Origin of the sequence: Streptococcus sp. HMSC034E12 (genome assembly GCF_001835915.1) — a bacterium.
Taxonomy (GTDB): domain Bacteria; phylum Bacillota; class Bacilli; order Lactobacillales; family Streptococcaceae; genus Streptococcus; species Streptococcus vaginalis.
In genome coordinates this window covers 88,897-115,757 of record NZ_KV826430.1, presented here as the reverse complement: position 1 = coordinate 115,757, position 26,861 = coordinate 88,897, and the positions used below count along the sequence as shown (strand labels likewise).

At 39.4% G+C, this 26,861-nt stretch carries 31 protein-coding genes, 2 pseudogenes and 1 other annotated feature; of the genes and pseudogenes, 29 read left to right on the top strand and 4 right to left on the bottom strand.

The window, feature by feature from the left end; translation table 11 throughout:
* The first annotated feature begins 48 nt into the window (after positions 1-48).
* Positions 49-120: a sequence feature (ribosomal protein L21 leader region), on the top strand.
* Positions 121-154: 34 nt separating this feature from the next.
* The 9 genes and pseudogenes from rplU to HMPREF2574_RS01655 all read left to right on the top strand — a co-directional run bounded on the left by rplU (position 155) and on the right by HMPREF2574_RS01655 (position 9,339).
* A complete protein-coding gene (gene rplU, locus HMPREF2574_RS01685) occupies positions 155-469 on the top strand; it encodes a 50S ribosomal protein L21 (RefSeq protein ID WP_003035040.1) in 315 nt (104 codons plus the stop codon).
* Positions 470-485: 16 nt separating this feature from the next.
* Complete coding sequence (locus tag HMPREF2574_RS01680; RefSeq protein ID WP_003032850.1) at positions 486-830, top strand: ribosomal-processing cysteine protease Prp; 345 nt, start codon at positions 486-488, stop codon at positions 828-830.
* Between the two features lie 17 nt (positions 831-847).
* Positions 848-1,141 carry a 50S ribosomal protein L27 gene (gene rpmA / locus HMPREF2574_RS01675; protein WP_003032879.1) on the top strand — a complete coding sequence of 98 codons (294 nt, stop codon included), beginning with the start codon at positions 848-850 and terminating at the stop codon, positions 1,139-1,141.
* A 478-nt stretch (positions 1,142-1,619) separates the two neighbouring features.
* On the top strand, positions 1,620-3,947 hold the full coding sequence (locus tag HMPREF2574_RS11025; RefSeq protein WP_306806736.1) for a mucin-binding protein: 2,328 nt from the start codon (positions 1,620-1,622) through the stop codon (positions 3,945-3,947).
* A 3-nt stretch (positions 3,948-3,950) separates the two neighbouring features.
* Positions 3,951-4,139: pseudogene (locus HMPREF2574_RS10745) on the top strand (hypothetical protein); the annotation flags it as partial.
* Positions 4,140-4,202: 63 nt separating this feature from the next.
* On the top strand, positions 4,203-6,878 hold the full coding sequence (locus HMPREF2574_RS10740; RefSeq protein ID WP_257374117.1) for a mucin-binding protein: 2,676 nt from the start codon (positions 4,203-4,205) through the stop codon (positions 6,876-6,878).
* 191 nt (positions 6,879-7,069) lie between these two features.
* The gene (locus HMPREF2574_RS01665; protein WP_003024970.1) at positions 7,070-7,375 is read left to right on the top strand and encodes a rhodanese-like domain-containing protein; all 306 of its coding nucleotides are present in this window, start codon (positions 7,070-7,072) and stop codon (positions 7,373-7,375) included.
* 22 nt (positions 7,376-7,397) lie between these two features.
* Positions 7,398-9,053, top strand: coding sequence for an FAD-dependent oxidoreductase (locus HMPREF2574_RS01660; RefSeq protein ID WP_070812114.1), 1,656 nt, complete (start codon positions 7,398-7,400; stop codon positions 9,051-9,053).
* Positions 9,043-9,339, top strand: a pseudogene (locus HMPREF2574_RS01655) (rhodanese-like domain-containing protein). The gene HMPREF2574_RS01660 and the pseudogene HMPREF2574_RS01655 overlap by 11 nt, the downstream one beginning before the upstream one ends.
* A 135-nt stretch (positions 9,340-9,474) precedes the next feature.
* Here the strand turns inward: HMPREF2574_RS01655 and HMPREF2574_RS01650 are convergent.
* Together HMPREF2574_RS01650 and HMPREF2574_RS01645 are read right to left on the bottom strand one after the other, a co-directional pair.
* On the bottom strand, positions 9,475-9,963 hold the full coding sequence (locus HMPREF2574_RS01650; RefSeq protein WP_024051785.1) for a prolyl-tRNA synthetase associated domain-containing protein: 489 nt from the start codon (positions 9,961-9,963) through the stop codon (positions 9,475-9,477).
* 573 nt (positions 9,964-10,536) lie between these two features.
* The gene (locus tag HMPREF2574_RS01645; RefSeq protein ID WP_024051784.1) at positions 10,537-10,794 is read right to left on the bottom strand and encodes a metal-sensitive transcriptional regulator; all 258 of its coding nucleotides are present in this window, start codon (positions 10,792-10,794) and stop codon (positions 10,537-10,539) included.
* Between the two features lie 172 nt (positions 10,795-10,966).
* Between HMPREF2574_RS01645 and HMPREF2574_RS01640 the strand changes: the two genes are divergently transcribed.
* The 14 genes from HMPREF2574_RS01640 to HMPREF2574_RS10720 all read left to right on the top strand — a co-directional run bounded on the left by HMPREF2574_RS01640 (position 10,967) and on the right by HMPREF2574_RS10720 (position 21,495).
* Positions 10,967-11,407, top strand: coding sequence for a hypothetical protein (locus tag HMPREF2574_RS01640; protein ID WP_024051783.1), 441 nt, complete (start codon positions 10,967-10,969; stop codon positions 11,405-11,407).
* A 151-nt stretch (positions 11,408-11,558) separates the two neighbouring features.
* A complete protein-coding gene (locus HMPREF2574_RS01635) occupies positions 11,559-12,467 on the top strand; it encodes a LysR family transcriptional regulator (RefSeq protein ID WP_024051782.1) in 909 nt (302 codons plus the stop codon).
* On the top strand, positions 12,464-12,925 hold the full coding sequence (gene lspA / locus HMPREF2574_RS01630) for a signal peptidase II (protein WP_024051781.1): 462 nt from the start codon (positions 12,464-12,466) through the stop codon (positions 12,923-12,925). Before HMPREF2574_RS01635 ends, lspA begins: the two co-directional genes overlap by 4 nt.
* Positions 12,915-13,811, top strand: a complete 897-nt coding sequence (locus tag HMPREF2574_RS01625) for an RluA family pseudouridine synthase (RefSeq protein WP_024051780.1) — start codon at positions 12,915-12,917, stop codon at positions 13,809-13,811. The genes lspA and HMPREF2574_RS01625 overlap by 11 nt, the downstream gene beginning before the upstream one ends.
* 154 nt (positions 13,812-13,965) lie before the next feature.
* Complete coding sequence (locus tag HMPREF2574_RS01620; RefSeq protein WP_070812113.1) at positions 13,966-14,829, top strand: IS982 family transposase; 864 nt, start codon at positions 13,966-13,968, stop codon at positions 14,827-14,829.
* Positions 14,830-14,861: 32 nt separating this feature from the next.
* Positions 14,862-15,971 (top strand): glutamate 5-kinase, encoded by a 1,110-nt coding sequence (gene proB / locus HMPREF2574_RS01615; RefSeq protein ID WP_024052296.1) that lies wholly within the window; start codon positions 14,862-14,864, stop codon positions 15,969-15,971.
* Between the two features lie 13 nt (positions 15,972-15,984).
* The gene (locus tag HMPREF2574_RS01610) at positions 15,985-17,247 is read left to right on the top strand and encodes a glutamate-5-semialdehyde dehydrogenase (RefSeq protein ID WP_024052295.1); all 1,263 of its coding nucleotides are present in this window, start codon (positions 15,985-15,987) and stop codon (positions 17,245-17,247) included.
* 4 nt (positions 17,248-17,251) lie between these two features.
* Positions 17,252-18,046: a pyrroline-5-carboxylate reductase gene (gene proC / locus HMPREF2574_RS01605; protein ID WP_024052294.1), complete on the top strand. Its 795-nt coding sequence runs from the start codon at positions 17,252-17,254 to the stop codon at positions 18,044-18,046.
* Between the two features lie 324 nt (positions 18,047-18,370).
* Positions 18,371-18,706 (top strand): zinc ribbon domain-containing protein YjdM, encoded by a 336-nt coding sequence (locus tag HMPREF2574_RS01600; RefSeq protein WP_003032271.1) that lies wholly within the window; start codon positions 18,371-18,373, stop codon positions 18,704-18,706.
* 8 nt (positions 18,707-18,714) lie between these two features.
* Positions 18,715-19,356: a Pr6Pr family membrane protein gene (locus HMPREF2574_RS01595; RefSeq protein WP_070812112.1), complete on the top strand. Its 642-nt coding sequence runs from the start codon at positions 18,715-18,717 to the stop codon at positions 19,354-19,356.
* Between the two features lie 144 nt (positions 19,357-19,500).
* On the top strand, positions 19,501-19,854 hold the full coding sequence (locus tag HMPREF2574_RS10735; RefSeq protein ID WP_224783953.1) for a pneumococcal-type histidine triad protein: 354 nt from the start codon (positions 19,501-19,503) through the stop codon (positions 19,852-19,854).
* Between the two features lie 66 nt (positions 19,855-19,920).
* Complete coding sequence (locus tag HMPREF2574_RS10730) at positions 19,921-20,196, top strand: pneumococcal-type histidine triad protein (RefSeq protein ID WP_224783683.1); 276 nt, start codon at positions 19,921-19,923, stop codon at positions 20,194-20,196.
* 3 nt (positions 20,197-20,199) lie between these two features.
* On the top strand, positions 20,200-20,514 hold the full coding sequence (locus tag HMPREF2574_RS10725; RefSeq protein ID WP_024052290.1) for a hypothetical protein: 315 nt from the start codon (positions 20,200-20,202) through the stop codon (positions 20,512-20,514).
* Between the two features lie 33 nt (positions 20,515-20,547).
* Entirely contained in the window at positions 20,548-21,495 is a 948-nt protein-coding gene (locus HMPREF2574_RS10720; protein ID WP_257374115.1) for a leucine-rich repeat domain-containing protein, read from the top strand.
* A 203-nt stretch (positions 21,496-21,698) separates the two neighbouring features.
* Here the strand turns inward: HMPREF2574_RS10720 and HMPREF2574_RS10715 are convergent, their stop codons facing one another.
* Positions 21,699-22,220 carry a hypothetical protein gene (locus HMPREF2574_RS10715; protein WP_257374114.1) on the bottom strand — a complete coding sequence of 174 codons (522 nt, stop codon included), beginning with the start codon at positions 22,218-22,220 and terminating at the stop codon, positions 21,699-21,701.
* A gap of 42 nt (positions 22,221-22,262) precedes the next feature.
* Here HMPREF2574_RS10715 and HMPREF2574_RS10710 point away from each other — a divergent pair, with 42 nt between their 5' ends.
* A complete protein-coding gene (locus tag HMPREF2574_RS10710) occupies positions 22,263-22,448 on the top strand; it encodes a hypothetical protein (RefSeq protein ID WP_191620755.1) in 186 nt (61 codons plus the stop codon).
* A gap of 10 nt (positions 22,449-22,458) precedes the next feature.
* On the opposite strand, the gene HMPREF2574_RS10705 is transcribed toward HMPREF2574_RS10710, so the two are convergent.
* Positions 22,459-23,157, bottom strand: a complete 699-nt coding sequence (locus HMPREF2574_RS10705) for a helix-turn-helix domain-containing protein (protein ID WP_224784187.1) — start codon at positions 23,155-23,157, stop codon at positions 22,459-22,461.
* Between the two features lie 388 nt (positions 23,158-23,545).
* On the opposite strand from HMPREF2574_RS10705, the gene HMPREF2574_RS01580 reads away from it, so the two are divergent.
* The 5 genes from HMPREF2574_RS01580 to HMPREF2574_RS10360 all read left to right on the top strand — a co-directional run bounded on the left by HMPREF2574_RS01580 (position 23,546) and on the right by HMPREF2574_RS10360 (position 26,839).
* The gene (locus HMPREF2574_RS01580; RefSeq protein ID WP_024052284.1) at positions 23,546-23,812 is read left to right on the top strand and encodes a chorismate mutase; all 267 of its coding nucleotides are present in this window, start codon (positions 23,546-23,548) and stop codon (positions 23,810-23,812) included.
* A 14-nt stretch (positions 23,813-23,826) separates the two neighbouring features.
* The gene (locus HMPREF2574_RS01575) at positions 23,827-25,044 is read left to right on the top strand and encodes a voltage-gated chloride channel family protein (RefSeq protein ID WP_070812111.1); all 1,218 of its coding nucleotides are present in this window, start codon (positions 23,827-23,829) and stop codon (positions 25,042-25,044) included.
* A gap of 85 nt (positions 25,045-25,129) precedes the next feature.
* The gene (locus HMPREF2574_RS01570; protein ID WP_024052282.1) at positions 25,130-25,969 is read left to right on the top strand and encodes a thymidylate synthase; all 840 of its coding nucleotides are present in this window, start codon (positions 25,130-25,132) and stop codon (positions 25,967-25,969) included.
* Positions 25,970-26,153: 184 nt separating this feature from the next.
* Complete coding sequence (locus HMPREF2574_RS01565) at positions 26,154-26,666, top strand: dihydrofolate reductase (RefSeq protein ID WP_070812110.1); 513 nt, start codon at positions 26,154-26,156, stop codon at positions 26,664-26,666.
* Positions 26,666-26,839 (top strand): hypothetical protein, encoded by a 174-nt coding sequence (locus HMPREF2574_RS10360; protein WP_003024903.1) that lies wholly within the window; start codon positions 26,666-26,668, stop codon positions 26,837-26,839. The genes HMPREF2574_RS01565 and HMPREF2574_RS10360 overlap by 1 nt, the downstream gene beginning before the upstream one ends.
* Positions 26,840-26,861: the final 22 nt, after the last annotated feature.

The following is a 26,861-nucleotide window of genomic DNA, read 5'->3' as shown; positions in this document are numbered from 1 at the left end:
CTTGTCAAATAATTCTAGAAATGCTATACTTAGAGAGTTGACTATGCACAGCCTGTGCAACCGCTCGAACATCGTCATAAGTGGTTCGTCCCACGATGCTAGGCGAGTCTTCACAAAATTAGGGGAAACCCGTAAAATTCATAGGAGGTGCATAATGAGCACATACGCAATCATTAAAACTGGCGGCAAACAAGTTAAAGTTGAAGTTGGTCAAGCAATTTACGTTGAAAAATTAGACGTTGAAGCTGGTCAAGATGTAACATTTGACGAAGTTGTTCTTGTTGGTGGTGAAAACACTGTTGTCGGAACTCCGCTTGTTTCTGGAGCTACTGTTGTTGGAACTGTTGAAAAACAAGGAAAACAAAAGAAAGTTGTTACTTACAAGTACAAACCTAAAAAAGGTAGCCATCGTAAACAAGGTCACCGTCAACCATATACTAAGGTTGTCATCAATGCAATCAACGCTTAATTTTTAAGGAGAGCACATGATACAAGCAGTCTTTGAACGAGCCGAGGATGGTGAGCTGAGGAGTGCAGAAATTACTGGACACGCCGAAAGTGGCGAATACGGCTTTGATGTCGTGTGTGCGTCGGTTTCTACGCTTGCCATAAATTTCATCAATTCGATTGAAAAATTCGCAGGCTATGAACCAATCTTAGAATTAAACGAAGAAGAAGGTGGATTCTTACGGGTAGAGATTCCTACAGATATTCCATCTCACCAAAGAGAAATGACTCAACTTTTCTTTGAATCATTCTTCTTGGGTATGGCAAACTTATCGGAGGACTCAGCTGAGTTCGTCCAGACAAGAGTTATCACAGAAAACTAACACGGAGGAAAAACATTATGTTGAAAATGAATCTTGCGAACCTGCAACTTTTCGCTCATAAAAAAGGTGGAGGTTCTACATCTAACGGACGTGATTCACAAGCAAAACGTCTTGGAGCTAAAGCAGCTGACGGACAAACTGTAACTGGTGGATCTATTCTTTACCGTCAACGCGGTACTCACATCTATCCAGGTGTCAACGTTGGACGCGGTGGAGATGACACTTTGTTTGCAAAAGTTGAAGGCGTTGTACGCTTTGAACGCAAAGGTCGCGATAAAAAACAAGTTTCTGTTTACCCAATTGCGAAATAAGAATTGAAAGTCCCTACCTCATGGTACGGGTCTTTCTTTTGGAAATGATAATTTGAAAACAACAAAAGAAATGTATATAAAACGAACAATCTTCATCTCATTATAAGATAGCTGTAAACAATTTTGCAGCTATCTTTATTTTAAGTACATTTCACATGTGTTTTTTATGTATTTTAGTATCATATTAGTTGAATAATTACAGTTATCAAAGTATAATATATATTGTAGGTTTATTCAATTTTTAGGAATGGGTAATGGTTTTTTATTCTCAACTTTACCCATCAGATAAAAATTATATAGATATTTTACTATGGAAGGAATATACTAAGTTAAAAGTTTTAAACTTTATAATGGAAAACGTGATAAATTTTCTTTACGGAAGAAAAGCGTGGGTCTTGTTTCCGTTGCGATAGCCACTTTAGCAATTTATGGAATTGTGGGAGGAAGTCAGACGGTTCAAGCTGATGAGCAGAGTAGTATGAACAGTCAAGTTACTAGTGTTTCAGATTCATCAGAGAAAACGGAAACTGAAAAAGCTGTTGTTCCAACTCCAATATCAGAAGATGCTTCTTCAGTCAGTAGTTCTTCAGTATCAGAAAATGAAATAATGGATGCGGCTCAATCTGTTTCAGGACTTCAAAGCTCAAGTACAGAAAGCACGTCATCAGAAGATTCATCTCCATCAAGCAGCAATAGCTCATCAACGGAAGAAGAATCTTCTAAACCATCTCCAACTCCGTCTCAATCAGAAACAACTCCGAAGACAGAAGAAACGAATACAGCACCTCAAACAAGAGCAGCTCGCAGTCGCAGAAGTGTGACAGAAGCTCTTTCTCAGATTTCAGATTTCAAAGTGACTGTTACAACAAAAGATGGAACAACTATGAGTTCTGGGGATGAAAAAACTTTATCCAATCAAGAAATAGCATTTGAGCAAATTCATATGAAATTTACTCTGACTCAAGATGGGACTCTAAAGGCTGGTACAAAGATTCGCATTCGAGTTAAATTGGTAAACAATGCTTATAGAGCGTACTACTCTAATCTTGGTTCAGGAACAGAGGAACCAATAAACGGTGTTGGAACAATTAAATTTGAACATTCTGATCCAAATAATCTTGCTTATGTGATTACTTTAAATAATCAATTTGAAGGACAAAAAATTGTTGAAATTACTCAAAAAGCAGCAACTATTGGAAAATTTACAGCAAAATCAAGTTATGAAAATATTGTTTTAGAAATAAATGGGAATACATTTACGTTTAAACCTCAGCCTAGGACGTTTGAAAAAGCACAGGCTCCTTTTGCAGTTTATAATAGAGCTAGTAGTGATAAAGCTGATTCAATAAAATTAGGTACTTCAACTGGTGATGCTAACTATTATAATAATCTATTATCTAGCGATGGCAAAAATCCTGGACAAACAGGGATTCCTCAAGGAGATATCATTTCTATTTACCGTATAAAACCAGGTAATGGATCGAAAATTATTAGTATCAAACCTGATCCGAAAAGATATACTTCTACCTTAGCTATTAGCGAAGATGGGAAGTATCTTGTTAAAGGAGATACTCCTAGCTCTATTAGTATACAGTCAGATCCAGATAATAAGTTAATAGATCTACCTGCAAATTCAACAAATGATACTCTTCTTAAAGCATTAAAGCAAGCAGGCAAAAATTCTTCAGTTGTTATTGATAATGGAGATGGAACTTATACAGTTGCCATCAATTTAGGGAAAATGATAGGTGAGGGTGCAACTACCTATCATGAAATTTGGCCAACTGATGATTATGCTCAAATGGGAGATAAGTATCAGGAAATCAACAGAACAGAAGAAGTCAATAAAAAAGTTAGTGCTATTTTAAAGGATGCTAGTGTCATTCAAGGAACTGGACATTCAACACGAATTACTTTTGCAGATTCCTCAATTAAGAATACTATAACGAATGAGTCAAGAAGTTATAGTTATAACATTGATGACAATGGTAATGTAACTAAGCTTAAAGAAGAAACGATTTCTGCCACAACAACTCCATCAAATGCACGTGCAGAAGGTCAAAAAAAGATTACAATACACTATGTAGATACTACAGGTAAAGAAATAGAAACACAAGATTATCAATTTGGTTTCCCAGCAGGGGGGAGTGTTCCTAAATCACCAGATTATAAGGCTACTCCGAAAACGATTGCAGGATATACTCTTGTAACGACACAGAATCCTATTACTTCAATATCAGGAAAACAGCTTACTACTAGTCAGTCCATAGCTTTTGAAAATAACGATCAAGATTTTTACTATGTATACGCTGTAAATAAATCTAATGCAAAAGTAACGTATATTGATGATACTGATGGAAATAAAGTTCTTGAAACAAAAGAATTGACTGGCGACTACAACACTACTGATTCATATAGAACAACCGAAACTATTAAAAAGTATACAGATCAAAATTATGAACTGGTTAAAGATGAGTATCCACCAACAGGTGTAAAATATAATGATAAACTTCAAACATTTGAGGTTCATTTAAAACATAAGACAAAAACTGAAACTCAAAAGAGAACTGTCAAAGAGACTATCAGATATGTCTATGAAAATGGTACAGAAGCAAAACCAACCTATGTTGCTACATTAGATTTCACTAGAACAGCAACAACTGACCTTGTTACAAATGTTACAACTGGTGATTGGACAGCGGAAAATGGAACAAGTTTTGTGGCCGTAACATCACCAACAATCAAAGGTTACACTCCAGATTTGGCGGAGGTTCCAGCAGTTGACAATATTACGGCTAACAGTTAAAATATCGAAAAGACAGTTGTTTACAAAGCTAATCCAGCTAGTGCAAAGGTAACTTATATCGATGACACAACAGGAGAAACGCTTGAAACGAAGAATCTGAATGGACGTTATGGGCAGACTGATCCTTATCGAACAGCTGAAACCATTAAGACGTATACTGATCGAAATTATGAACTCATTTCAGATGGTTATCCAGCAACTGGTGTAACCTATAATGAAAATCTTCAAACCTTTGAAGTTCATCTACGTCATAAGATGGATTTAGTTGAAGACAGAAGGACTGTCTATGAGACCATCAAGTATGTTTACGAAGATAACACAGAGGCAGCGGATACGACGGTTCAGATTCTGGACTTTGTCCGGCTTATCAAAAAGGATCTGGTGACTAATAAGATTGTCCGTAAGTATTCTTGGATCCCGTCTACCAGAACCTTCCCAGAGGTAGTTTCTCCAAAGGTTGATGGTTATACACCAGATAAGGCAACTGTAGCAGCCGTTGAACAGATTACGGGAGATAGCGCAGATATTGAAGAAACGGTTACCTATAAAGCAGATAAGCAAAAAGTAACCTATACCATCATTGACGACACTGCTCAAAAAACGCTGAAAGATAAGGAAGTACTTACCAGCGGAGGCTCTGATACTCCTCTTTCAGCTAGTGCCCGAGAAAAATATGATTTAATGGTGAATGCTTATCTAGCTCAAGGTTATGAATTGGTTTCGAAAGACCAGCTTCCAGCTAAGTTTGACCTTGACAGTAGCCACGATCAAAATGTAGTTGTTCACTTGAAGCATGGTATCACTGATATCCAAGAAAGCAAGGATGTAAACTTGACTGTTCGTTACCACGGTGCCGGTGACCAGACACCAGAAGACAAGGTGCAAACAGCGACTTGGACTCGTACAGTAACCAAAGATAAAATCACAGGCACAGAAGTTTTTGCCACAGCTTGGACAAGCGATAAAGCCAACTATGATGCTGTGCCATCACCAGTGATTCCGGGCTACAGTGTTGACATTGAGACGGTTCCATCAGAAGCCGTTACTCAAGAAAACATTGTTAAGGATGTACATTACACAATCCAAACGCAAAAAGTTACTTACACAGTTGTAGATGAGACAACCGGTCAGACTTTAGAAAATCAGGTTGAATTGACAACAGGCGAGTCTGGTACTGCTCTTCCAGCTGCTGCGAAAACGAAATACGACACCGTAGTCGCAGGTTATTTAGCACAAGGTTACGAAGTGGCTTCTAAGGATGAATTGACAGCTCAATTTGACACCGATAGTAGTGTGGACCAAAACGTGGTGATTCGCTTGAAACACAAAGTGTCAACTTCTACAGAAACCAAAACCGTTACCCAAACGATTAACTACGTTTACGAGGATGATAATACACCAGCAGCTCCAGAGAAGAAAACGACCTTGACTTTCACTAGAGAAGTGAAAACAGATGAAGTGACGAAGGATGTTACACCAGGGGCATGGGGACCATCTACTGGCACCTTCCCAGAGGTAGTCTCTCCAACTGTTGATGGCTACACACCAGATAAGGCTAAAGTTGACGCAGAAACCATAACTGCTGATCAGGCGGATATCAAGGTTACGGTTAAATACAAGGCCGACAAGCAAAAAGTCACTTACACTATTATTGATGATACAACCCACACTACTTTAAAGAACAAGGTAGAGTTGACAACAGGTGATTCTGGTGCAAATCTTCCTGATGATGCGCAGACGAAGTATGATAAAGCCGTTGATGATTATCTTGCTAAAGGTTATGAATTGGTATCTAAGGACAATCTTCCTACTCAGTTTGACACAGATAGTAGCGTAGACCAAAATGTCGTTGTTCACTTGAAACATAAAGTGACAGCATCTACGGAAAATACAACTGTTACTGAAACAATTCATTATGTTTATAAGGATGGTAGCCAAGCAGCAGAAAGTCATAAAGCTACACTAGACTTTGCTAGAGAAGTGAGGACTGATGAAGTAACAAAAGCTATTACAAAAGGTGCATGGTCTCCAAGTACAAGTACTTTTGTGGCAGTCACTTCTCTAATAATTGCAGGTTACACAGCTGACAAACCAGTTGTTGAAGCTGTTGATGGTATCATAGGTGATAGTAAAGATGTGGTTGTAAAAGTCACATATACAGCTGATAAGCAAAAAGTCACTTATACAGTCATTGATGAAACGACACAAAAAACTTCGGAAAACCAAGTAGAATTAACGACTGGTGATTCGGATTCTGCCCTTCCAACAACTGCTAAAACGAAGTATGAACAAATTGTCAAAGGATATACAGATAAAGGCTATGAGTTAATCTCTAAAGATGATTTACCAGCCAAGTTTGACAAGGATAGCACGAAAGATCAAAACGTTGTCATTCGTCTGAAACATAGTACAACAGATAGCAAAGAAACCAAGAAAGTGAGCTTGACAGTTCGTTATCATGGAGCGGGTAGTCAAACGCCAGCTAATAATGTACAAACAGCAACGTGGACACGCACAGTAACGAAAGATAAGATCACAGGGACTGAAGTTTCGGCTACAGCTTGGATCAGTGACAAAGCTAATTATGACGCTGTGCCATCCCCAGTGATTCCAGGTTATAGGGTAGATGTTGCGACTGTTCCATCAGAAACAGTCACTCAAGAGGATATTGTCAAAGATGTGCATTACACTGCGAATCCAGTGACTCCAGACAAGCCAACACCTCCAGTAGTTCCGTCAGTCTCGGACAAACCAGCACCTCCAACTTTGACGGTTGTACAAACACCTCCGACCAAACTAGCTCCAGCGAAAGAAAAGTTTTTGCCAAGCACAGGTGATGTACAAGATGGTTCAACTTTTACAATGCTGACAGGTATCGGTTTACTTTTATCAGCTTTAGGTTTAGTTGGTCGTTGTAAAAAAGAGGATTGATGAACCTTTTGTAAACATATAAAAGTGATCTAAAGGTTGAATCATTCGATAGAAAGGATAAGCTTCACAAGCAACCTAATGTGGTTGATTTGTGGGGCTTCTTTTTTTATAAAAATATTGAAACAAGATTCTTGACAAAAGAAAAGCTTCATGGTTTAATATACCCCGCAAGGGTATAAACGGAGGTGCTTATGTTTCACTTATTTACGAAAATAGATAGTATTTCTACAAGTGAATTGGAACAAAAATTAAAAGAGAAGATTCAACTGCTAGATGTACGAACACCGTCTGAATATCGGCGTGGTCATATCAAAGGCGCAAAGAATGTCCCACTCAATGAAATCGCAAGATACACGCCAGCAACAAATGAAACACTGTATGTCATTTGCCATTCCGGTGTGCGGAGCAAAATGGCAGCCAAAAAGCTAAAGAAAAAAGGCTACGATGTTGTCAATGTTCAAGGCGGTATGAGTGCTTGGACCGGAAAAGTTGTTTAAAAGTGATAAAGGAGGAAGTTGAATGAAAATTATCATTGTTGGTGGAGTTGCAGGTGGAATGTCTGCAGCGACGCGTTTAAGACGGCTAAAAGAAGACGCTGAGATTATTATTTTTGAAAAGGGACCATTCGTTTCCTTTGCGAACTGTGGTCTGCCTTACTATGTTTCTGGAGAAATTGCTAATCGGGAAGATTTGTTAGTGCAAACGCCTGAGAGTTTAAAGGCACGCTTTCATCTAGATGTTCGTCCTTTTCATGAAGTGACGGCTATCTCACCAGATCAACATACAGTGACGGTTCGGCATGACGGAAAAGAGTTTACAGAGAGTTACGACAGGCTGATTTTGTCTCCGGGAGCAAAGCCTTTTGTGCCTCCGATTGACGGTTTGGAAACAGCCGAAAACACCTATACTTTGCGCAATGTTCCTGACCTAGATGAGATTATGTTAGCTTTGGAGGAACAGCCAAAAGAAGCTGTGGTGATTGGGGCCGGATTCATTGGTCTTGAAATGGCAGAAAATCTTCGGAGGCGCGGTTTGAAGGTGACGATTGTTGAAAAAGCACCGCATGTTTTGCCACCGCTTGATGAAGAAATGGCTGCTTTTGTTCAAGCTGAATTGTTGAAAAACGGTATTCACGTAATTACTTCTCAGTCTGCTACGCGGTTTGAGGACAAGGGAAAGGTCATTGTACTGGAGAATGGGCAAAAAATTGTTTCTGATGTGACCATTTTATCTGTCGGGGTGCAACCGGAGAATGCTTTGGCACAGGCGGCAGGTATTGAACTGGGACTGCGTGGCGGTATCTTAGTCAATGAGCGTTACGAAACCAATCAACCTGATATTTATGCAGTCGGTGATGCGATTGTGGTTAAGCAAGAGATTACAGGAGAAGACGCGCTGATTTCATTGGCTTCGCTTGCCAATCGTCAAGGTCGCCAAGTGGCGGACGTGATTGCTGGGGTAGCTCGCAAGAATAAAGGTAGCATTGGTACAGCTATCGTTCGGGCATTTGACATGACGGCTGCTTCGACAGGGTTGAGCGAGCGCATTCTTCGTATGAATGGCCTGCCTTATCAAGTTATTCATGTCAGTGGTAAGGATCATGCTGGCTACTATCCGGGTGCGACTGATGTGACCTTGAAACTCCTCTTTGAGCCAACAAGTGGCAAAATTTATGGTGCACAAGGTGTTGGGAAAAAAGGCGTTGATAAGCGGATTGATATTTTGGCAACGGCTATCAAAGGTAATCTAACCATTTTTGACTTGCCAGAGTTGGAATTTACCTATGCGCCACCGTTTGGCTCTGCTAAAGATCCGGTCAATATGCTGGGATATGCAGCCTTAAACTTAGTAGAAGGTTTGAGCGACAATATCCAGTGGTATGAATTGGAAGATGAACTAGCTGCTGGTAAGAAGTTCCTAGATGTGCGGACGGCCAGTGAGCTTCAACAAGGTCGTTTGAAAGTGGATACGGTTCACATTCCTTTAAATGAATTGCGTGAGCGTTTAGGAGAGCTAGACAAGTCGCAGGACTACATCGTGAGCTGTCATAGTGGACTTCGCAGCTATATTGCCGAGCGCATTCTTAAACAAGCAGGATTTTCTGTTAAGAACCTAGACGGCGCTTTTGCCTTGTATAAAATGGTGAAACCAGAGGGAGTAGAATATGGAAATTAATATCACTATGTCTGAATTTTATAAGAAATACCAAGCAGAAAAGCTGTCCATTATTGATGTGCGAGAGGTTTATGAGTTCGTGTCAGGGCACGTTCCGACAGCACAAAATCTGCCATTAAGCACTTTTGAGACGGGCTACAAACAACTGAGCCAGCAGGAGAAATACTATGTCATCTGTTAATCTGGTGCACGTTCTGCGGCTGCGTGTCAGTTTTTAAGTGCGCAAGGATTTGATGTAACCAATGTAGCTGGGGGCATGAATTTCTGGCATGGCGAGGTGGAATAAGGAAAGAGAAAATAAACTGAATAAAAACCTTTCAAAAATAGTAAAAAGCTTAAAATCAAGTTATCAAAAACGTTGATTTTAAGCTTTTTCTTGTTCATTGCTTCATTTTGACTAGAAATTGAGTTTTTGTCCAACCTATAACTCAATAATATGTGGATCATAACCAATAGCTTCTAGGAATTTGAGTAAGTCCGTTGTGTCTAAAAAGAGTGTTTTTTCATTGGTATTGGGGTGAAAACTCATTCGTTTTTCCGACATGATTTCTTTGTCAAAATAAACTTGAATGTCTTTATCGGCATTGTTTAACAATCCAAATGGAGAAACAACACCTGCTGGCAACATCATTTTTTCAAACAGACTGTCAGCGGATGCCATGCGGATTCTATTGGCTTTTACCAGTTCTTTAAACAAGTCCATGTCCAAGCGTTTTTTGTCGTCCATAATGAGCAAGTAGTAGGCGGTTTTCTTCTTGTTAGTGAGAAACATCGTTTTGGTGCGGACGCCTTCAATGCCTTCGATAAAGCTGTCTGCCTGCTCGGTCGTAAGTGCCGGTTCGTGTTCCACGATTTCAAATGGAATGTTTAACTTGTTTAAGGTTTCTTCTACTTTTGCGTATAAGTCCATTTTACTTGCCTCCTTTGATTTGTTTTATTACTCTTATTATACCATATTGAGGAGGACTTTTCTTTCAATGGTTGGCAACCTGCCCCCAAAAGCAGTTCATTCCGTCGACTGGGTCGCTAGTCTGTCCCAAAAGCAGTCCACTCCGTCGACCGGGTCGCTAGTCTGTCCTAAAAGCAGTTCACCTCGTCGACCGGGTCGATAATCTGTCCTAAAAGTAATTCACTCCGTCCGCCGGGCTGACAGCTTGCCTAGAAACAAGTTTGCTCTGTCCGTCGGGCTGACGACTTGCCTAGAAATAAGTTCACTCCGTCCGCCGAGCGGATGGTTTGCTTAGAAACAAGTTTGCTCTGTCCGCCGGGCTGACAGCTTGCCTAGAAACAAGTTTGCTCTGTCCGTCGGGCTGACGACTTGCCTAGAAACAGGTTCACTTTGTCCGCTGGGCGACCACTCCTTTAAGAGCTGCTTTTGCCCATTATGCAGTTCTATTTTTCTAAAAAAGTAATAGTTGGAATCATCTCTTATATTGTGTACCGTAAATAAACAAACCTCAGCAGTTTTCGTCGCCTGCTGAGGTTATTTTCGTTTGATAAGGTATTGGACGGCTTTTTCTAGTCGCTCTTTTTGAGCTTCGGGATCGTCTAAAGGGTGGTCGAGACATTCGGTGAGATTTTCGGTAATCATCAACTCAATGACCCGCTCGACACTAGAGCGCACAGCGGTTAATTGGGTGATAATGTCCGAACAGTCACGCTCTTCTCCTATCATTTTTTGAATGCCGCGCAGTTGTCCTTCAGAGCGTTTCAGCCGCGTAATAAGCTTTGAATTTGCCATGTCCTTGTCCTCTGTTTATTTTTTTACATTATATCTTGAATAGACCTCTTTGTCAAAGTTCTCGCTCTTTCTTTATGATATAATGGGGAGGTATGATGTGAATGGTTTGTGTCGAACTTGGATGTTCACCATGATCGAAGCCGTCTATGTCGGTCAGTAACAGGAGGGAAACATGTGTCAAGAATGTTATTCTAGGGAAAGTAGAAGAACGCCTTTACTGAATCCTTTGGATTGTTTGCAACACCACAGGCAGTATATTTGCGGAACATGTGGGCGGTGTATCTGCATTGAAAAAGACCCAAAGAGAGGATTGCAAAGGTGGCATTTTCCGTTTAAATCCTTAGAAATCTCAAAGCTATACTTGCGAACCGCTGATTATACGATGAAAAAGCCATGCGGTATTTATGAAATAGAAAATAGCAAAGGAAGGCTGTCTTATAAAATTTTTGCGGCAAAAGAAGATTTACAAATATTTTTAAAAAAGAATAAGGATAAAACATGCCCATTGCTGACACCTGTTTTTACCGTTCATGAATACAAAGAGTATCCCAATACAGAAGTGCGAAAATTGACAGCTGATGAGATAAGCCACTACATGAGTGAAAGAACTTGAATGTCACTTGTAGCAGCCAAAAACAACTTGTTTTATCTGCTTTATTAGGAAGATATGAAAGAAGCGACGACTGGATTTCATGGGTGTATGAAGGTTTAGTTATGCCTTGATTTATGGTATAATGATAAAACACTTGAAAGAGGATAAAAGGATGAATATTCAACAACTGCGCTATGTTGTAGCCATTGCCAATAGTGGCACCTTTCGTGAAGCCGCTGAGAAAATGTATGTCAGCCAGCCTAGTTTGTCCATTGCGGTTCGAGAATTAGAAAAAGAACTGGGTTTTAAAGTATTTCGCAGAACGAGTAGCGGTACATTTCTGACACGTCGAGGGATGGAATTTTACGAAAAAGCTCAAGAATTGGTTAAAGGATTTGATGTCTTTCAAAATCAGTATGCCAATCCAGAGGAAGAAAAAGCAGAATTTTCCATTGCGAGCCAGCATTATGATTTCTTGCCGCCTCTGATAACAGAATTTGCTAAACGCTATCCAAAAGGTAAGAATTTCCGAATTTTTGAATCTACAACGGTGCAGATTTTAAACGAAGTTGCACAAGGACACAGCGAGATTGGCATTATCTATCTGAACAATCAAAATACCAAGGGAATGATGCAGCGGATGGATAAATTGGGGCTGGAAGTGGTAGATTTGATTCCTTTTCAGACACACATTTATCTGCGGGCGGATCACCCCTTAGCTGGGAAAGAGGAGCTTACTATGGAAGATTTGGCAGATTTGCCGACGGTTCGTTTTACACAGGAAAAGGACGAATATCTCTATTATTCAGAGAATTTCGTGGACACCAGCGCCAGTTCGCAGATGTTTAATGTGATGGATCGTGCCACTTTAAATGGTATTTTAGAGCGGACAGATGCTTATGCAACAGGATCTGGATTTTTGGATAGTAATAGCGTAAACGGCATTACGGTGATTCGATTACAAGACAACTTGGAAAATCGCATGGTTTATGTTAAACGCGAAGAAGTAGAGCTTTCACCAGTCGGTGCAGCTTTTGTTGCTGTTATGGAAGAATATTTTGCAAAAAGAGGTAAAAAATGAAACGAAAAGTGACCGTGCCGATTGTGATTGTGGCTTTGATTGCGCTGGATCAATGGGTCAAGTTTGAAATTGTCAAAAACATTCAATTAGGCGGAGTGAAGCCTTTCATTCCAAAGATTTTGAGTTTGACTTATTTGCGAAATACAGGAGCGGCATTTTCAATTCTGGAGAACCAGCAATGGTTGTTTGCGGTAATTACTTTAGTGGTGATTGGCGCTGCTATCTGGTATTTGAGCAAGCACATCAAAGGTTCTGTCTGGCTGCTGTCTGCTTTGAGTTTAATTATTGCAGGTGGAATTGGAAATTTTATTGACCGCATGCGCCAAGGTTTTGTTGTGGATATGTTTCAGCTTGATTTTATCAATTTTGCAATTTTTAATGTTGCGGATAGTTATCTGACGATTGGTGTGCTTGTACTGATAGTGATGATGTTAAAGGAAGAGGGCAATGCAAGTTAAAGTAGAGATTGGCGGTGTACGGTTGGACAAGGCGGTTGCTGATTTGACACCATTATCCCGCAGCCATGCCAATGAACAAATCAAAAATGGGCAAATCTTAGTCAACGGGCAAGTCAAGAAAGCAAAGTATGCTGTCAAGGCAGGTGATGTGATTACTTATGAATTGTCCGAACCAGAAGCGCTGGAGTATGTTGCAGAAAATCTGCCGCTAGATATTGTTTATCAGGATGAAGATGTCGCAGTGGTGAACAAGGCTCAAGGTATGGTGGTGCATCCAAGTGCGGGGCATACGAGCGGAACACTGGTCAATGCGCTGATGTACCATATCAAGGATTTGTCCGGTATCAATGGTGTTTTGCGCCCTGGAATTGTCCATCGGATTGACAAAGATACATCAGGATTGTTGATGATTGCCAAGAACGATGATGCGCATATCAAGCTTGCTAAGGAATTAAAAGATAAAAAATCCCTGCGGAAGTATTGGGCTATTGTGCATGGTAATCTGCCGAATGACAGAGGCGTTATTGAAGCACCGATTGGACGCAGTGAAAAAGATAGAAAAAAACAAGCTGTAACGGCAAAAGGAAAGCCAGCTGTTACACGTTTCCATGTTTTAGAACGTTTTGGCAATTATACGCTGGTGGAGTTGCAACTGGAAACAGGTCGTACACATCAAATTCGTGTGCACATGGCTTATATTGGTCACCCAGTGGCAGGTGATGAAGTATATGGACCACGTAAAACGCTAAAAGGGCACGGTCAATTTTTACATGCCAGAACGCTTGGATTTACTCATCCTAAGACGGCAGAAGTCATGGAATTTACAGCAGAAGCGCCAGCTATTTTCCAAGAAACACTAGAGAAATTGAGAAAAGGAATGGAGTGAGAGAATATCTCTTTCTGCTTCATTTCTTTTTTATTTTGCTCGAAATTTTGATATAATAATGTTATATTACCCGTGGTGCTATTTAATTTCAAAATACTATAAAAGCCCAAAAGGACTATACTGTAAGTAACGAAAGAAACAGGAGGTAGTCCTAATGAGCCACTTACATTATACCGATAAATCCCATCATTTACAATGGAATATGAAACAATTATCCCAAATCAGTTCTCAATTTTATCGAACTTACTGCCCTGATTTGTTGAAACATCGTCGCAATATCGGTTTAGCCAAAGTTTCAGATGAGTCTCTTCTTGTTTTATTGCTGCTTCAAGCTGAGTTAGGGATAACATCTCAACGCCGTTTTTACAGGATTTGTCAACTTTTCTTTGGGGACAACTTGCTAGAAAGAAGTCGATTTAACAGACGGACAAAACACTTGATTTGGTTGGTTCAACTCATTCGACAAGCCTTGAGTGGGGCACTCTCGCCAAATAGCATTGTGATTATGGACAGTTTTCCATTGCCACTTTGCCAGCCTATTCGCAATCATAGAGCCAAGATTTTCAGTGATTTCGCTGATATTGGGTATAATGCTGCTAAAAACCTTTGGTTCTATGGTTTTAAAGTCCATATGTTGGTCACTTTGTCGGGTTATATCCTCAACTATGTTGTGACACCAGCTTCTGTACACGACATCAAAGTCGTTGACGAGCTCCTAGAAGGATGGAAACAATCTATAGTTCTTGCCGATTTAGGCTATCTCAGTCAAGAGCTAAAAGATACGTTAGAACAGAAAGGATATCACTTATGGACACCTTTACCTCAAAACATGGTCGGTGCAGAACAACATAATCACTGGCAGTTACTTGTCATGATAAGAACGATTGAAAATCGCTTTTCTGAACTTTGTGCGCTATTTGATATTGAGCACACGTTGACTAGAAGTATCATGGGACTACAATTGAGAATGGAACAAATCATACTAGATTATAATTTGAGATATTTTGAAATTAAATAGCACCACGGGTTATATTAGCTTTGGAGAGGGTTATGAAATATAAACGAATTGTATGTAAAGTCGGCACCAGTTCTTTAACAAATGAGGATGGAAGTTTATCGAGAACGAAAGTGAGAGTGATTACCCAGCAGTTAGCCATGCTACATGAAGCAGGGCACGAGGTGATTTTAGTCTCATCAGGAGCAATAGCGGCAGGCTTCTCATCTTTGGGCTTTAAGAAACGCCCGACAAAAATTGCAGACAAGCAAGCGTCCGCAGCGGTGGGTCAGGGCTTGCTGTTAGAAGAATACACGACGAATCTGTTATTGAAAAAGATTGTCTCGGCTCAGATTTTATTAACACAAGATGATTTTGCGGATAAACGGCGCTATAAAAATACACATCAGGCGATTTCTGTTTTGCTCAACCGAGGAGCCATTCCAATTATCAATGAAAATGATACGGTTTCCATTGCTGAGTTGAAAGTCGGTGACAATGATACGTTGAGCGCTCAGGTTGCGTCTATGGTGCAAGCAGATTTGTTAGTTTTATTAACGGATGTTGACGGGCTTTATACGGCAAATCCAGTCAATCATCCTGATGCCAAGCGCCTTGATTTGGTAGAGGAGATTACGACGGATTTGCTTGAAATGGCAGGTGGAGCAGGCTCTTCTAATGGAACAGGTGGTATGCTGACCAAGCTAAAAGCAGCAACGATTGCCACTATGGCAGGGGTTCCTGTTTATATTTGTTCCTCTTTGAAAGAGCAAGCCCTCATCGAAGCCGCAGAAAATCAGGGAAATGGCACATTTTTTACTGCTTCAGCCAAAAATATGAAAACGCAAAAACAATGGTTGGCTTTTTACGCTGCCAGTCAAGGCTCTATCTGGGTGGATAGAGGTGCAAGTACAGCATTGAGTGAGCAAGGCAAGAGCTTACTTGTTTCAGGAATTTCAAAAATGTCAGGACACTTTTCTTATGATGATATTGTGACCGTCTATGAAAAGGATACAGAGCGCATTTTAGGAAAAGGACGTGTTCGTTTTGGGCAGTCAGCTTTGCAAGATATGCTGAAAGCCAATAAACCAAAGGGAGTGGTAATTCACCGAGATCATTGGATTTCACTAACGCCTGAATTGGAATTATTATTGTCAGAATTTTAAGAGGAAGTAGGATATGAATAGTACACAAGGCTTACTAGAGAAAATCAAGCAAGCAAAAAAATCAATTAACACAGCTTCAACAGCTGAGAAAAATAAAGCTCTGTCTTTGATGGCTGATTATTTAGAAGCAGCTACGGACGCAATTTTGACAGCCAATGCGGAAGACATGAAAGCGGCAAAAGGTCATATTTCAGATGTCATGTTGGATCGTCTGTATTTAGATGTCAATCGCATCAAAGACATGGCAACTGGCATTCGTCAAGTGATTGCGTTGCCAGATCCCGTTGGAGACATCTTAGAAGTCTCTCATTTGGAAAATGGACTAGAAATCATTAAAAAGCGGGTAGCTCTTGGAGTGATTGGAATTATCTATGAAAGTCGTCCAAATGTGACATCTGATGCAGCTGCTTTAGCCATTAAAAGCGGGAATGCAGTTGTTCTTCGCAGCGGAAAAGAAGCGCATAAAACAGCTACTGCCATTATTTCCGCGCTAAAAGCTGCACTTTGTCAAACCGCGATTTCAGATGATTGTTTGCAGTTGGTGTCAGATACCAGTCGTGAAAGTGCTCAAATCTTGATGAAAGCAAAAGGCTATTTGGATTTGCTAATTCCTCGTGGGGGTGCGGGGCTGATTCAAGCGGTCGTTGAAAATGCGACCGTTCCTGTTATTGAGACTGGTACGGGGATTGTTCATATCTATGTTGATAAGGACGCCAATCAAGAAATGGCACTAGATATCATTGATAACGCTAAAACCAGTCGTCCTTCGGTCTGCAATGCAATGGAAGTTTGTCTGGTTCATAAAGAAATTGCTTCTCAGTTTCTCCCAACATTAGAAGAACGCTTAGTAACTGTTCGTAAAGCGCGTGGGGTAGTACCTGTTCAACTTCGATTGGATGAAATAGCTCGCTCTTTCATCTCAGGGGAAATAGCAGAGCCTAGCGACTTTGATAGCGAATTTTCAGATTACATCATGGCTGTAAAGGTAGTGGCTTCTTTGGAAGAAGCTATCACACATATTGAGCAACACAGCACACATCATTCAGATGCCATTATTACCAACAATGCCACCAGCGCAGCGACTTTTACAGAGCAGGTTGATAGTGCAGCAGTCTATGTCAATACTTCCACACGTTTCACAGACGGTGGAGAATTTGGTTTGGGCTGTGAAATGGGGATTTCTACTCAGAAATTACACGCACGCGGTCCGATGGGCTTAAAAGAATTAACGAGTTATAAATATGTTGTGCAAGGTTCAGGACAAATTAGGGAGTAAAAACATGAAAATTGGATTTATCGGCTTAGGAAATATGGGAGGGAGCTTAGCGCGTGTAGTGGCGAGGCAAAAAAATCATCAAGCTCTACTAGCAAATCGAAGCCCAGAAAAAGCAAAACAGATCGCGAATGAAGTGGGTGGCGAACCTGTCACGAACGAAGTCGTCTTTGAGCAAGCAGATGTTATTTTCTTAGGTGTTAAACCCGCCCAATTTGCGGATTTGTTGCAAGAGTACCATGCTATTTTGGAAAAACGCAGCTCTGTTTTACTGATTTCTATGGCTGCCGGCTTGACCTTGCAGCAGTTAGAAGCTCTTGTTCCTACACAACATCGGTTGATCCGGATAATGCCCAATACGCCTGTTGCAGTTGGTGACGGTGTTATCAGCTATGTTTTATCAGATAAAGCAACAGAGCAGGATGAAGACTTGTTGTGTGAACTATTGGATTCTGCCGGTTTGCTGGTTCATTTAAAGGAGCAGCAATTAGATGCCGCTACTGCTGTGGCAGGCTGTGGTCCTGCTTTTGTGTATCTTTTTTTAGAAGCATTAGCTGACGCAGGAGTACAAACTGGCTTACCACGAGACTTAGCTCTGCAATTAGCAAATCAGACCCTTTTAGGAGCAGCAGCATTAGCCAAAGAAAGTGGTCAACACCCTGCTGTTCTCAAAGATCAGGTTTGCAGCCCAGCAGGCTCAACGATTGCGGGAGTAGCAAGTCTTGAAGAAGATGCTTTCAGAGGGAACATTATCAAAGCCGTTGCTGCGTCTTATAAACGCACTCAGGAACTAGGCAAATGACATAGATGGTTTGCAATGATTGAAGCATTTTATGACATCAAAAAAATTTATAATAGAAAATCAAATGATTTTTTATACTTTGTAAAAATCTCCAACTTCAAAGTGTATGGCGCAATAAATCAACAACATGGTAGTTGATTGCTCAAGGTACTAGCAGATAGAAGTGAAGGTCGTTAAATCTTGTAATTTTCATTAAGTATTGAGTCAAAAAGTCTTTTAAAAATTAGTCATTTTATCTCATTTGTCAAATTTTTTATCTTATAGTAAAATAGAAAAGCATGATAAATTCTAGGTGTGATGTCTAGAGATTAGTGAAGGAGAAGTATGAATCAATTACCAAATTGTCCACAATGCAACTCAGAATATGTTTACGAAGACGGTTTGCTGTTAGTTTGCCCTGAATGTGCCTACGAATGGAATCCGACAGAAGTCGTTGAAGAAGAGCGTATCAGAGCAATTGATGCAAATGGGAATCAGCTTGCGGACGGAGATACCGTCACTCTCATCAAAGATTTAAAGGTCAAAGGTGCTCCAAAGGATTTGAAACAAGGGACGCGTGTGAAAAATATTCGGATTGTAGAAGGAGACCACAATATTGACTGCAAGATTGATGGTTTTGGTGCGATGAAGCTCAAATCGGAGTTTGTCAAGAAAATCTGAGGTTGGTGATGAAGCGAAATGTGATTTTTTATAGCCGCATGGTATTGTTTATGTTAGGATTTATAGGAGTCTACCTTGAAATCATAAAGCATGGTGGCTTAGGAATGCTGATGTACTACACAGTTTTATCTAACATGATTGTCACAGCTTTTACGGCCTATTTGCTCTATCTAATGGCGCGTTCTGAACATCGCTGGCAAACGCAGTCGCTGTTTCGATTAAAAAGCGGAGTGACCATGTGTATCATGATTACATGCGTCATTTATCATTTTATGTTGGCACCGCTCGCGACTGATTTTTATCGACTGGAAAATTTCCTCTGTCATTACATTGTACCACTATGGTTTTTAGCGGATACCTTGTTGTTTGATAAACGCTCACAATATCGTTGGTTTGACCCGATTGTTTGGACAAGTGTGCCTTTGATTTATTTGGCTTTTGCCTTGTTTAATGGTTTAGTCATCAAATGGCCTATTCCAGGCGCAAAAGATAGTCCTTTTGCTTATTTTTTCTTAAATATTCCAAAGTACGGTTGGCCGTATGTGTTGCAATGGTCACTTAAAATCTTTATCGGCTATTTGCTTGCCGGTTATAGTTTTTATGGAGTGATGTCTTTTTCAAGACGTCAGAAACGAAAACAGCCCTCTTAAAGTTTACAAAAAACAGATGTTGTCTGTTTTTTTCTATATTTTGCTAAAAACTCTCTATTTGACTTATTTTTTCTTGTCAAGATGTGTTTTCTGTGTTATGTTTAACTAGTTAAATATTAACTAGTTAAATAAAAGGGGAGCTATATGAAATATAAGAAGCTTTGGGCATTGGCGGGAATTGCTTTATCTTGCAATCTTTTACTGACTGCTTGCTATTCTAACTCGTCGTCAAAAAGCAGGGATAAGGTGACGGCGAAACAAGGAGTGAAAAAGAAACATTCTAACGCTAAAAAAGGTCAAGTACCAGGTGTAGATAAGCCGACAGATGATAGTTTTCTATTCACAAGTGAATCACAGATTAAGGCTAGAACAAGTGACGGTTTGATTTTAGACCATGATGGTCACACACACTTTATTTTTTATTCCGATTTAAAAAACAGCAAATGGGCTTATTTGATTCCGAAAAATGGTCAAGCTCCGTCAACCGCCGCTGCGTAGCCAAATTACACAAATCCACCTGTTAATCCGCAACATCCAGGTTCAAACAAACATCAGTTTGCTGGTATAGATTATCCGACAAGTGATGGATTTTTATTTGATGGAACAGGGATTCAAGAAAAGAAATCCTATGGCTTATTAGTGAACCATAACGGTCATACGCACGTTATCTCTTATGAACAACTCATTCAGTCCAAATGGGAATATTTAATCCCAGCAGAGTATAAAAAAGCTGCTGAGGACGCTTACTATGCTCGAAAAGGTCAAACTCCGTCCACTCCAGCACAAGATTCTTCAAAAGAAAATGAAGAAATCACTAAGAAAAAGACCTATCTGGCATAACAGTTGGGAATTGATGAAAGTTTGATCCAAGTGATTGACAATGAAAAAGGGAAGGCTTTTGTTTATCCACATGGCGATCACAAACATTCAACTTTAATTAGTGACATTGATACGACCAAACCATTCGATCCACACGGTGATCCGCATGCTCATGATAAGGTAGGCATGGCAACATTGAAAGCCTTAGGATTTGATGATGAGATTATCGAAGATATTTTACATGCAACTGCGGATACAGAATTTCCGTCAAATGAAACGGACTTGGAAAAGATGAAAGCCTGGTTGGCAACGGTGAAATACCTAAATATTGGGCAATGAAAAGATCCGCTGGAACGTAAAGGTCTTAATTTGATGCCAAATATTGAAGTGCTAGGAATTGGTTTTACCAAAATTAAAGACATTCGTCCGCTGGCTCAGTTGAAGAATTTAGAATCCTTAAATTTGGACTATAATGAAATTTCAGATATTTCAGCTCTGTCAAATCTTTCAAATTTACAAGCGGTTAGTCTGGAGCACAATCAACTCCAAGATGTATCAGCATTGGCTCAAAAAGCGCACCTAACACGTCTGTTCTTGTCAAATAATCCTAACTTGGATATCAATAGTTTGAAAACCTCAGCGCTTGCAGAACTGACAGTGAATGAGTCAAATATTCAAAATTTGAATTTCTTGAAAAACAATCCTGCTTTGACAAGTATTACAATGAGTGGTAATCGCCTGACTTCGTTGGCAGGGATTGAAGCAGCAAAGAATCTGACCAGCTTTACAGCAGCTCAAGATCAAATTCAGAGCTTAAATACCTCTGGAGCTCAATCATCTTTGAAGGAATTGAGTTTAAGCGGCAATGCCTTGAAGAATTTGGAAGGTGTGAATCAATTTAAAGCACTTGAAAATTTAGATGTATCTAAGAATAAGATCACAAGCGTGGCGATTAGTACCCCTAACAATACCATTACCTATATTGATCTTAGTCATAATTTTATTCCAAAGTTAGAACTGGAGTTAAATGAAAATCGAATTCCAAAAGCATTGGCTCAGCATTTCCCAGCCGTTAAGGGAGAAAGCATTGAAAACAATCCATTGAGAGAGGAAAAGAAAGAAGAAAAAGAGGTTTCTAAAAAAGAAGGTACTGCAAAGAAAGTAGATACTAGTGAAGCTAAATCGTCTCCAGTAGAGGAACGAACTGCTGACTCAATAGACAAGGGTTCTGAGACTAAAAAAGAAGAAAAAGTGCAGCCGGATTCGAGGAAAGGATTAGATGAAGAAGGAAATAAGGTAAACAATTCTGAGAAAGAATAAGTTCCGTCAGACTTGAAAGGGGCTGAAAATGAAACAAAATCAACAGCTGAAAAGACAACTTCGTCTAATGAGCAGGAGTCTGTCTCAAAACAATAATAAAATTTTATTTTGAATTTCCTGAAAAGGCTGTTCAATTGAGATTTTTAGATAAAAAATAGCCTGAAAATTGTTACCTAAAGGAACTTTTTCAGGCTTTATTGCTTTTAACTGAAGAAAAGTATTTTTTGACTTTCAGGCACTGTACAGATAACCATTTTCCGGATTTTAACGATTTTGATTTGTTCTACATCAACTTCTCCAAGCCCTTGACATACTCCCGATACCGCTTCTCTCAGTTTATAAATAGCTTCATAGATATGCTGGTAATGAATGTCATAAAAGTTCATAGAAAAGTTGATGAGAATGTGTTCTGCCTCTGGAAATAAGGCTTCGAGATAAGTCGAAAGGTGCTGGTCGGATACGATAATGCTTGTTTCCTCGTGCGTCTGCAAATCCAAGGAGGTATTCAAAAAGTCAACACCAGATATTCGTGCAATAGCAGGTGGAATATGCATGGAGAAGGCATTCTTTAAAGTTGTCAAATCCGCATTGTTACTCGTAAAAATGTAAAGCGGAATAGGAGCCATGCGGGAATAAATCAGCTCTCGTAGCTGAATGCTCACATGATAAATGTGGTACTTGTAAACCTCGACTGTTAAGCCCATCTCTTGCATCCATTCTCTCACAAGCACCTTTAAAATCCGATAAAGTGGGTCGCACAGACCCCGATGGTCGTATTGAAAAATGTAGGAATTAGGCACCAAGCTTTGCAAATTGCAGAAAAAAGGCTTCAGAAAGAAAAGTATGACAATGCGAAAGGTCTGAGAATTCGTCATCTCCTCGCCAAACAAGTGTTGCAATTTCTGAATAAATGGAAGCAAAATCCCTTGATTGGTCACCATATCAACCGCTAAACGCTGGTCTTCATCGGACCATTTGTCTTTGAAAAAAGGATTGGGAGTCCGTACAATAAGCTAGAAAGAGATAATCATAGTCTGCTTGAGTAAATGTTATTTCTAACGCAGATTCCATGATGTTCTTGGTCAAGGACAACAGTTTTGGATAGACAAATAGTGTTTTGAGCCGAGTCAGTTCAGGAGATTCCGGAATATCCGCTGCAAAATCCTTTCGTTTCCACATTAAAACCATTAAAATGCAAAAGAAGCGACTTTCTTCTGTAGCTTCCTCAAAAGCTTCTATAGAGAGGTGAGCGTTGGAAGCGCTAATCAAGTCAAAAACAATCTCTAATTCTTTCTCTGTGATCGCATACAGATGAATGCCAAACTTGTACTCCAACAAAGCAATCAGAAATCGAATGCGGTATTCTGGCCCAATCACTTGGTATTTGTCTAAAGAAAGTCTAATTCCTTTTAGAAAATCCAAACACTTATCGCAGAGCCGATAACCCGTAGCTCGTGAGAGATATTCTTTTTGGATAAAACAGGCAAAACTTTCTTTTTCTTCCCGCAAGAAATAACACAAAAGACGAAGAAAAATAGAACCTTGATAAATCCGATGAAAACAGACTAGCGGATTGAGCTTTGTATAAATATCCAAATGAACCGTACGTCTAATGACTCGCAAACAGAACAAATCTTGAAATTCTTCCTTCAGCTCTGCCAAGTATTGATAAATGTTTTTCTCACTAAAACTGGTAATTTGTGTTTATCTGCTCAATCTCTAAAGTTTGAAATTCCAGCAAAATTTGTAACACTTCTGCCTTGTTTAAAATAACTTTTTCCAAATAGTAATCTAACATCGTTCCCCCTTATTTTTCAAAATTACCACAGAAGGAAAGGGATTGTCAAGCCGGATTTTAGGGCGAGTAGAAGCAAAGTAGAAGGTTAGAAGCTGCTTAGCTCTGAAAGAATAAGCTTTATTTGAACTTGTCTCAATTTGAGTGTTATTTTTCTGCTAAAATTGAGAAAATTAGGACTGAGATTCAAAATCTGACGATTACTAGCATATTGTGAAAAATTTTGTTAAGATAGAAAGTAATTAGGAGGAAATTATGGATTTAGTAGAAATTAGAAAAGAAATCGATCAAATAGATGCAGATTTGACTGCCTTACTAGAAAAAAGAATGGCTTTGGTGAGTCAAGTTGCTCTTTATAAACGTCAGACTGGAAAAGCTGTCTTGGATATCCAACGTGAACAAGTTATTCTAGAGAAAGTTGCAAATAGTGTACATGAAAAACAGTACAAAGAAACTATTGTTCAGACTTTTTCTGATATTTTGAAACATTCGCGTGCTTATCAAGACCAACACGTCAAATAATAAAGGAAGTTAAAATGAAACATTCGCGTGATATAGAATGGCTTGATAGTGGAAAGCGAGCAGTGGCTATTACAGTGTTATCCATTTTTATAGGTCTAGTAGTTGGGATTATTGATGTGATATTTGGGCGAACCCTTATCTTTTTAAGCGATATTCGTTTTATGTATCCACTCTATTTGATTCCTTTTTTAGCTGTTGCGGGATTAGGAATTGTATTTCTTTATCAAAAGTATGGTGGAAGCAGTAGCAAAGGGATGACCTTGATTTTTGATGTAGGACATGGTGTAGAGGAACATATCCCAAAGCGCTTGATTCCTTTGGTTATATTTACAACTTGGATGACGCACCTTTTTGGTGGCTCAGCTGGTCGAGAAGGAGTAGCAGTACAATTAGGAGCAACAGTTTCTCATTGGTTTGGCAAGAAATTTTCTATCCCCAACACTTCAAAAATCTTTTTAGTCGCAGGAATGGCTGCTGGTTTTGCTGGACTGTTTCAAACACCGCTGGCGGCAATTTTGTTTGCAATGGAAGTCTTGGTTGTAGGAACCATGCAACTGACGGCTCTGTATCCTGCAATGATTGCTTCCTTTGTTGCTTCTTGGACATCGCATGCGTTAGGGCTTGAAAAGTTTGTACAACCAATTTCTGTGCATCTGGTATTGTCACCGACGCTTCTTATCAAATTAGTGTTTCTTGGAGTTCTATTTGGACTTTGCGGCAATTTATTTGCTTATGCTCTCTCATGGAGCAAAAAGAAAGCAGCAATTATTTTTCCAAATTCCTACAAACGGATTGTCGTTATGGGAATATTTTTAAGTATTGTCTTTCTGCTGTTAGATAAAGGTCGCTACTCAGGGCTTGGAACAAATTTGATTGCAGCTAGTTTTGCTGGTCAGCCCGTCTATGTATATGATTGGCTCTTCAAATTACTTCTAACAGTTTTGACTTTATCAGCAGGTTTTCAAGGTGGAGAAGTAACACCGCTTTTTGCAATTGGGGCAAGTCTAGGCGTTCTACTGGCAGGTTTATTTGGTCTTCCAGTTAGCTTGGTTGCGGCGCTAGGCTATGCTGCAGTTTTCGGAAGTGCGACCTCTACTTTCTTAGGTCCGATTTTAATTGGCTGTGAAGTATTTGGCTTTACTAATTTCCCCTATTTTTTCATAGTGTGTTCGGTGGCGTTTTCTCTACATCGTCAGCATTCGATTTATGGAGCTCAAAAAATTCGATATTAAAGCATGTTCTCTTGCAAGGTTTTGACTTGTAGGAGATTTTTATTTTGTGTTATACTAGAAAAAGTAATATTAGAAAAGGGAAATCATGACAAAAGCAGATACTATTTTTAAAGAAAATATTCGAAAAATCTTGACTGAAGGTGTTTTTTCTGAAAATGCACGCCCTCGTTATAAAAACGGGAAAGTGGCTAACTCTAAGTATATTACAGGTTCTTTTGCTGAATACGACTTGAGCAAGGGAGAATTTCCTATTACAACGCTTCGGCCGATTGCTATCAAGTCAGCTATCAAAGAGGTGCTCTGGATTTACCAAGACCAATCCAATAGCTTAGATATTTTAGAAGAAAAGTACAATGTTCATTATTGGAATGATTGGGAAGTAGGAGATACTCGCACGATTGGCTTGCGCTATGGCGCTGTTGTTAAGAAACATGATATTATCAATAAAATCTTGAAACAGCTAGAAATCAATCCTTGGAATCGACGAAATATTATCTCACTTTGGGATTATGAAGCATTTGAAGAAACAGAAGGTCTACTACCGTGTGCCTTTCAGACCATGTTTGATGTACGTCGTGTAGACGGTGACATTTATCTGGATGCAACTCTGACACAACGCTCAAATGATATGCTGGTAGCTCATCACATCAATGCCATGCAGTATGTAGCATTGCAAATGATGATTGCCAAGCATTTTGGCTGGAAAGTTGGTAAATTCTTTTATTTTGTCAATAATTTGCACATTTATGATAATCAATTTGAACAGGCTGAAGAATTACTTCAACGTGAACCAACTAACTGTACGCCACGCTTGGTTTTAAATGTTCCAGACGGAACCAACTTTTTTGACATTAAAGCAGAAGATTTTGAATTAGTTGATTATATCCCTGTTAAGCCACAGTTGAAATTTGATTTAGCCATTTGAGAATGAATTGATTTTCAGATTTTCAAAATCTAAAAAATAAAGGGCTGTATCTAACTATTTTCACAAGACATCATAAAAGAACGGATTTCTTGTGCAATATAAATTAGTATTGATTTGATAGTTAAAGTCAGCCTTTTTTTGTAAAATTTGATAAAATAGAAATATCAATTCAAAGGATTAGGAAATGACAAAGAAAATTGTAGCTATTTGGGCGCAAGATGAGAATGGCTTGATTGGGCGAGACAACACATTGCCCTGGCATTTACCAGCTGATCTCAAGCATTTTAAAGAAATGACAACTGGACAGGCTATTTTAATGGGGCGAGTGACATTTGATGGGATGAACCGCAGAGTATTACCCAATCGCACGACAATTATTTTGACGAGAGACAAATCATATCAAGCAGAGAATGAGAAAGTTCTAGTGTTTCATGATGTTGATTCTGTCATGAAATGGTATGAGACTCAGGAAAAAACTCTTTATATTATTGGCGGCGGTCAGATTTTTTCTGCGTTCGAGCCCTTAATAGATGAATTAGTTATTACCCGTATTCATGCTCGTTTACAAGGAGATACCTATTTCCCGAAAGATTTTAATATGACGAAATTTCAGGATCTGTCTCATCAGTTTCATGCCAAAGATGAAAAGAATGAGTATGACTTTACTGTCACAACCTTTCAGAGAAAGGAGTCGTAATGGAACGTAGTATTTTCGGATTTTTTACGGCTCTTTTATGTGTCGTTTGTGTTATGGCGGCAACGCAAGCTTTTCGTAAAAAACGGTATGGATTGTCAGTGCTCTTTTGGCTGAATGCTTTTACAAATTTGGTGAATAGTATTCATGCTTTTTATATGACCTTATTTAAATGAGAAAATAGAATAAACAACGAAT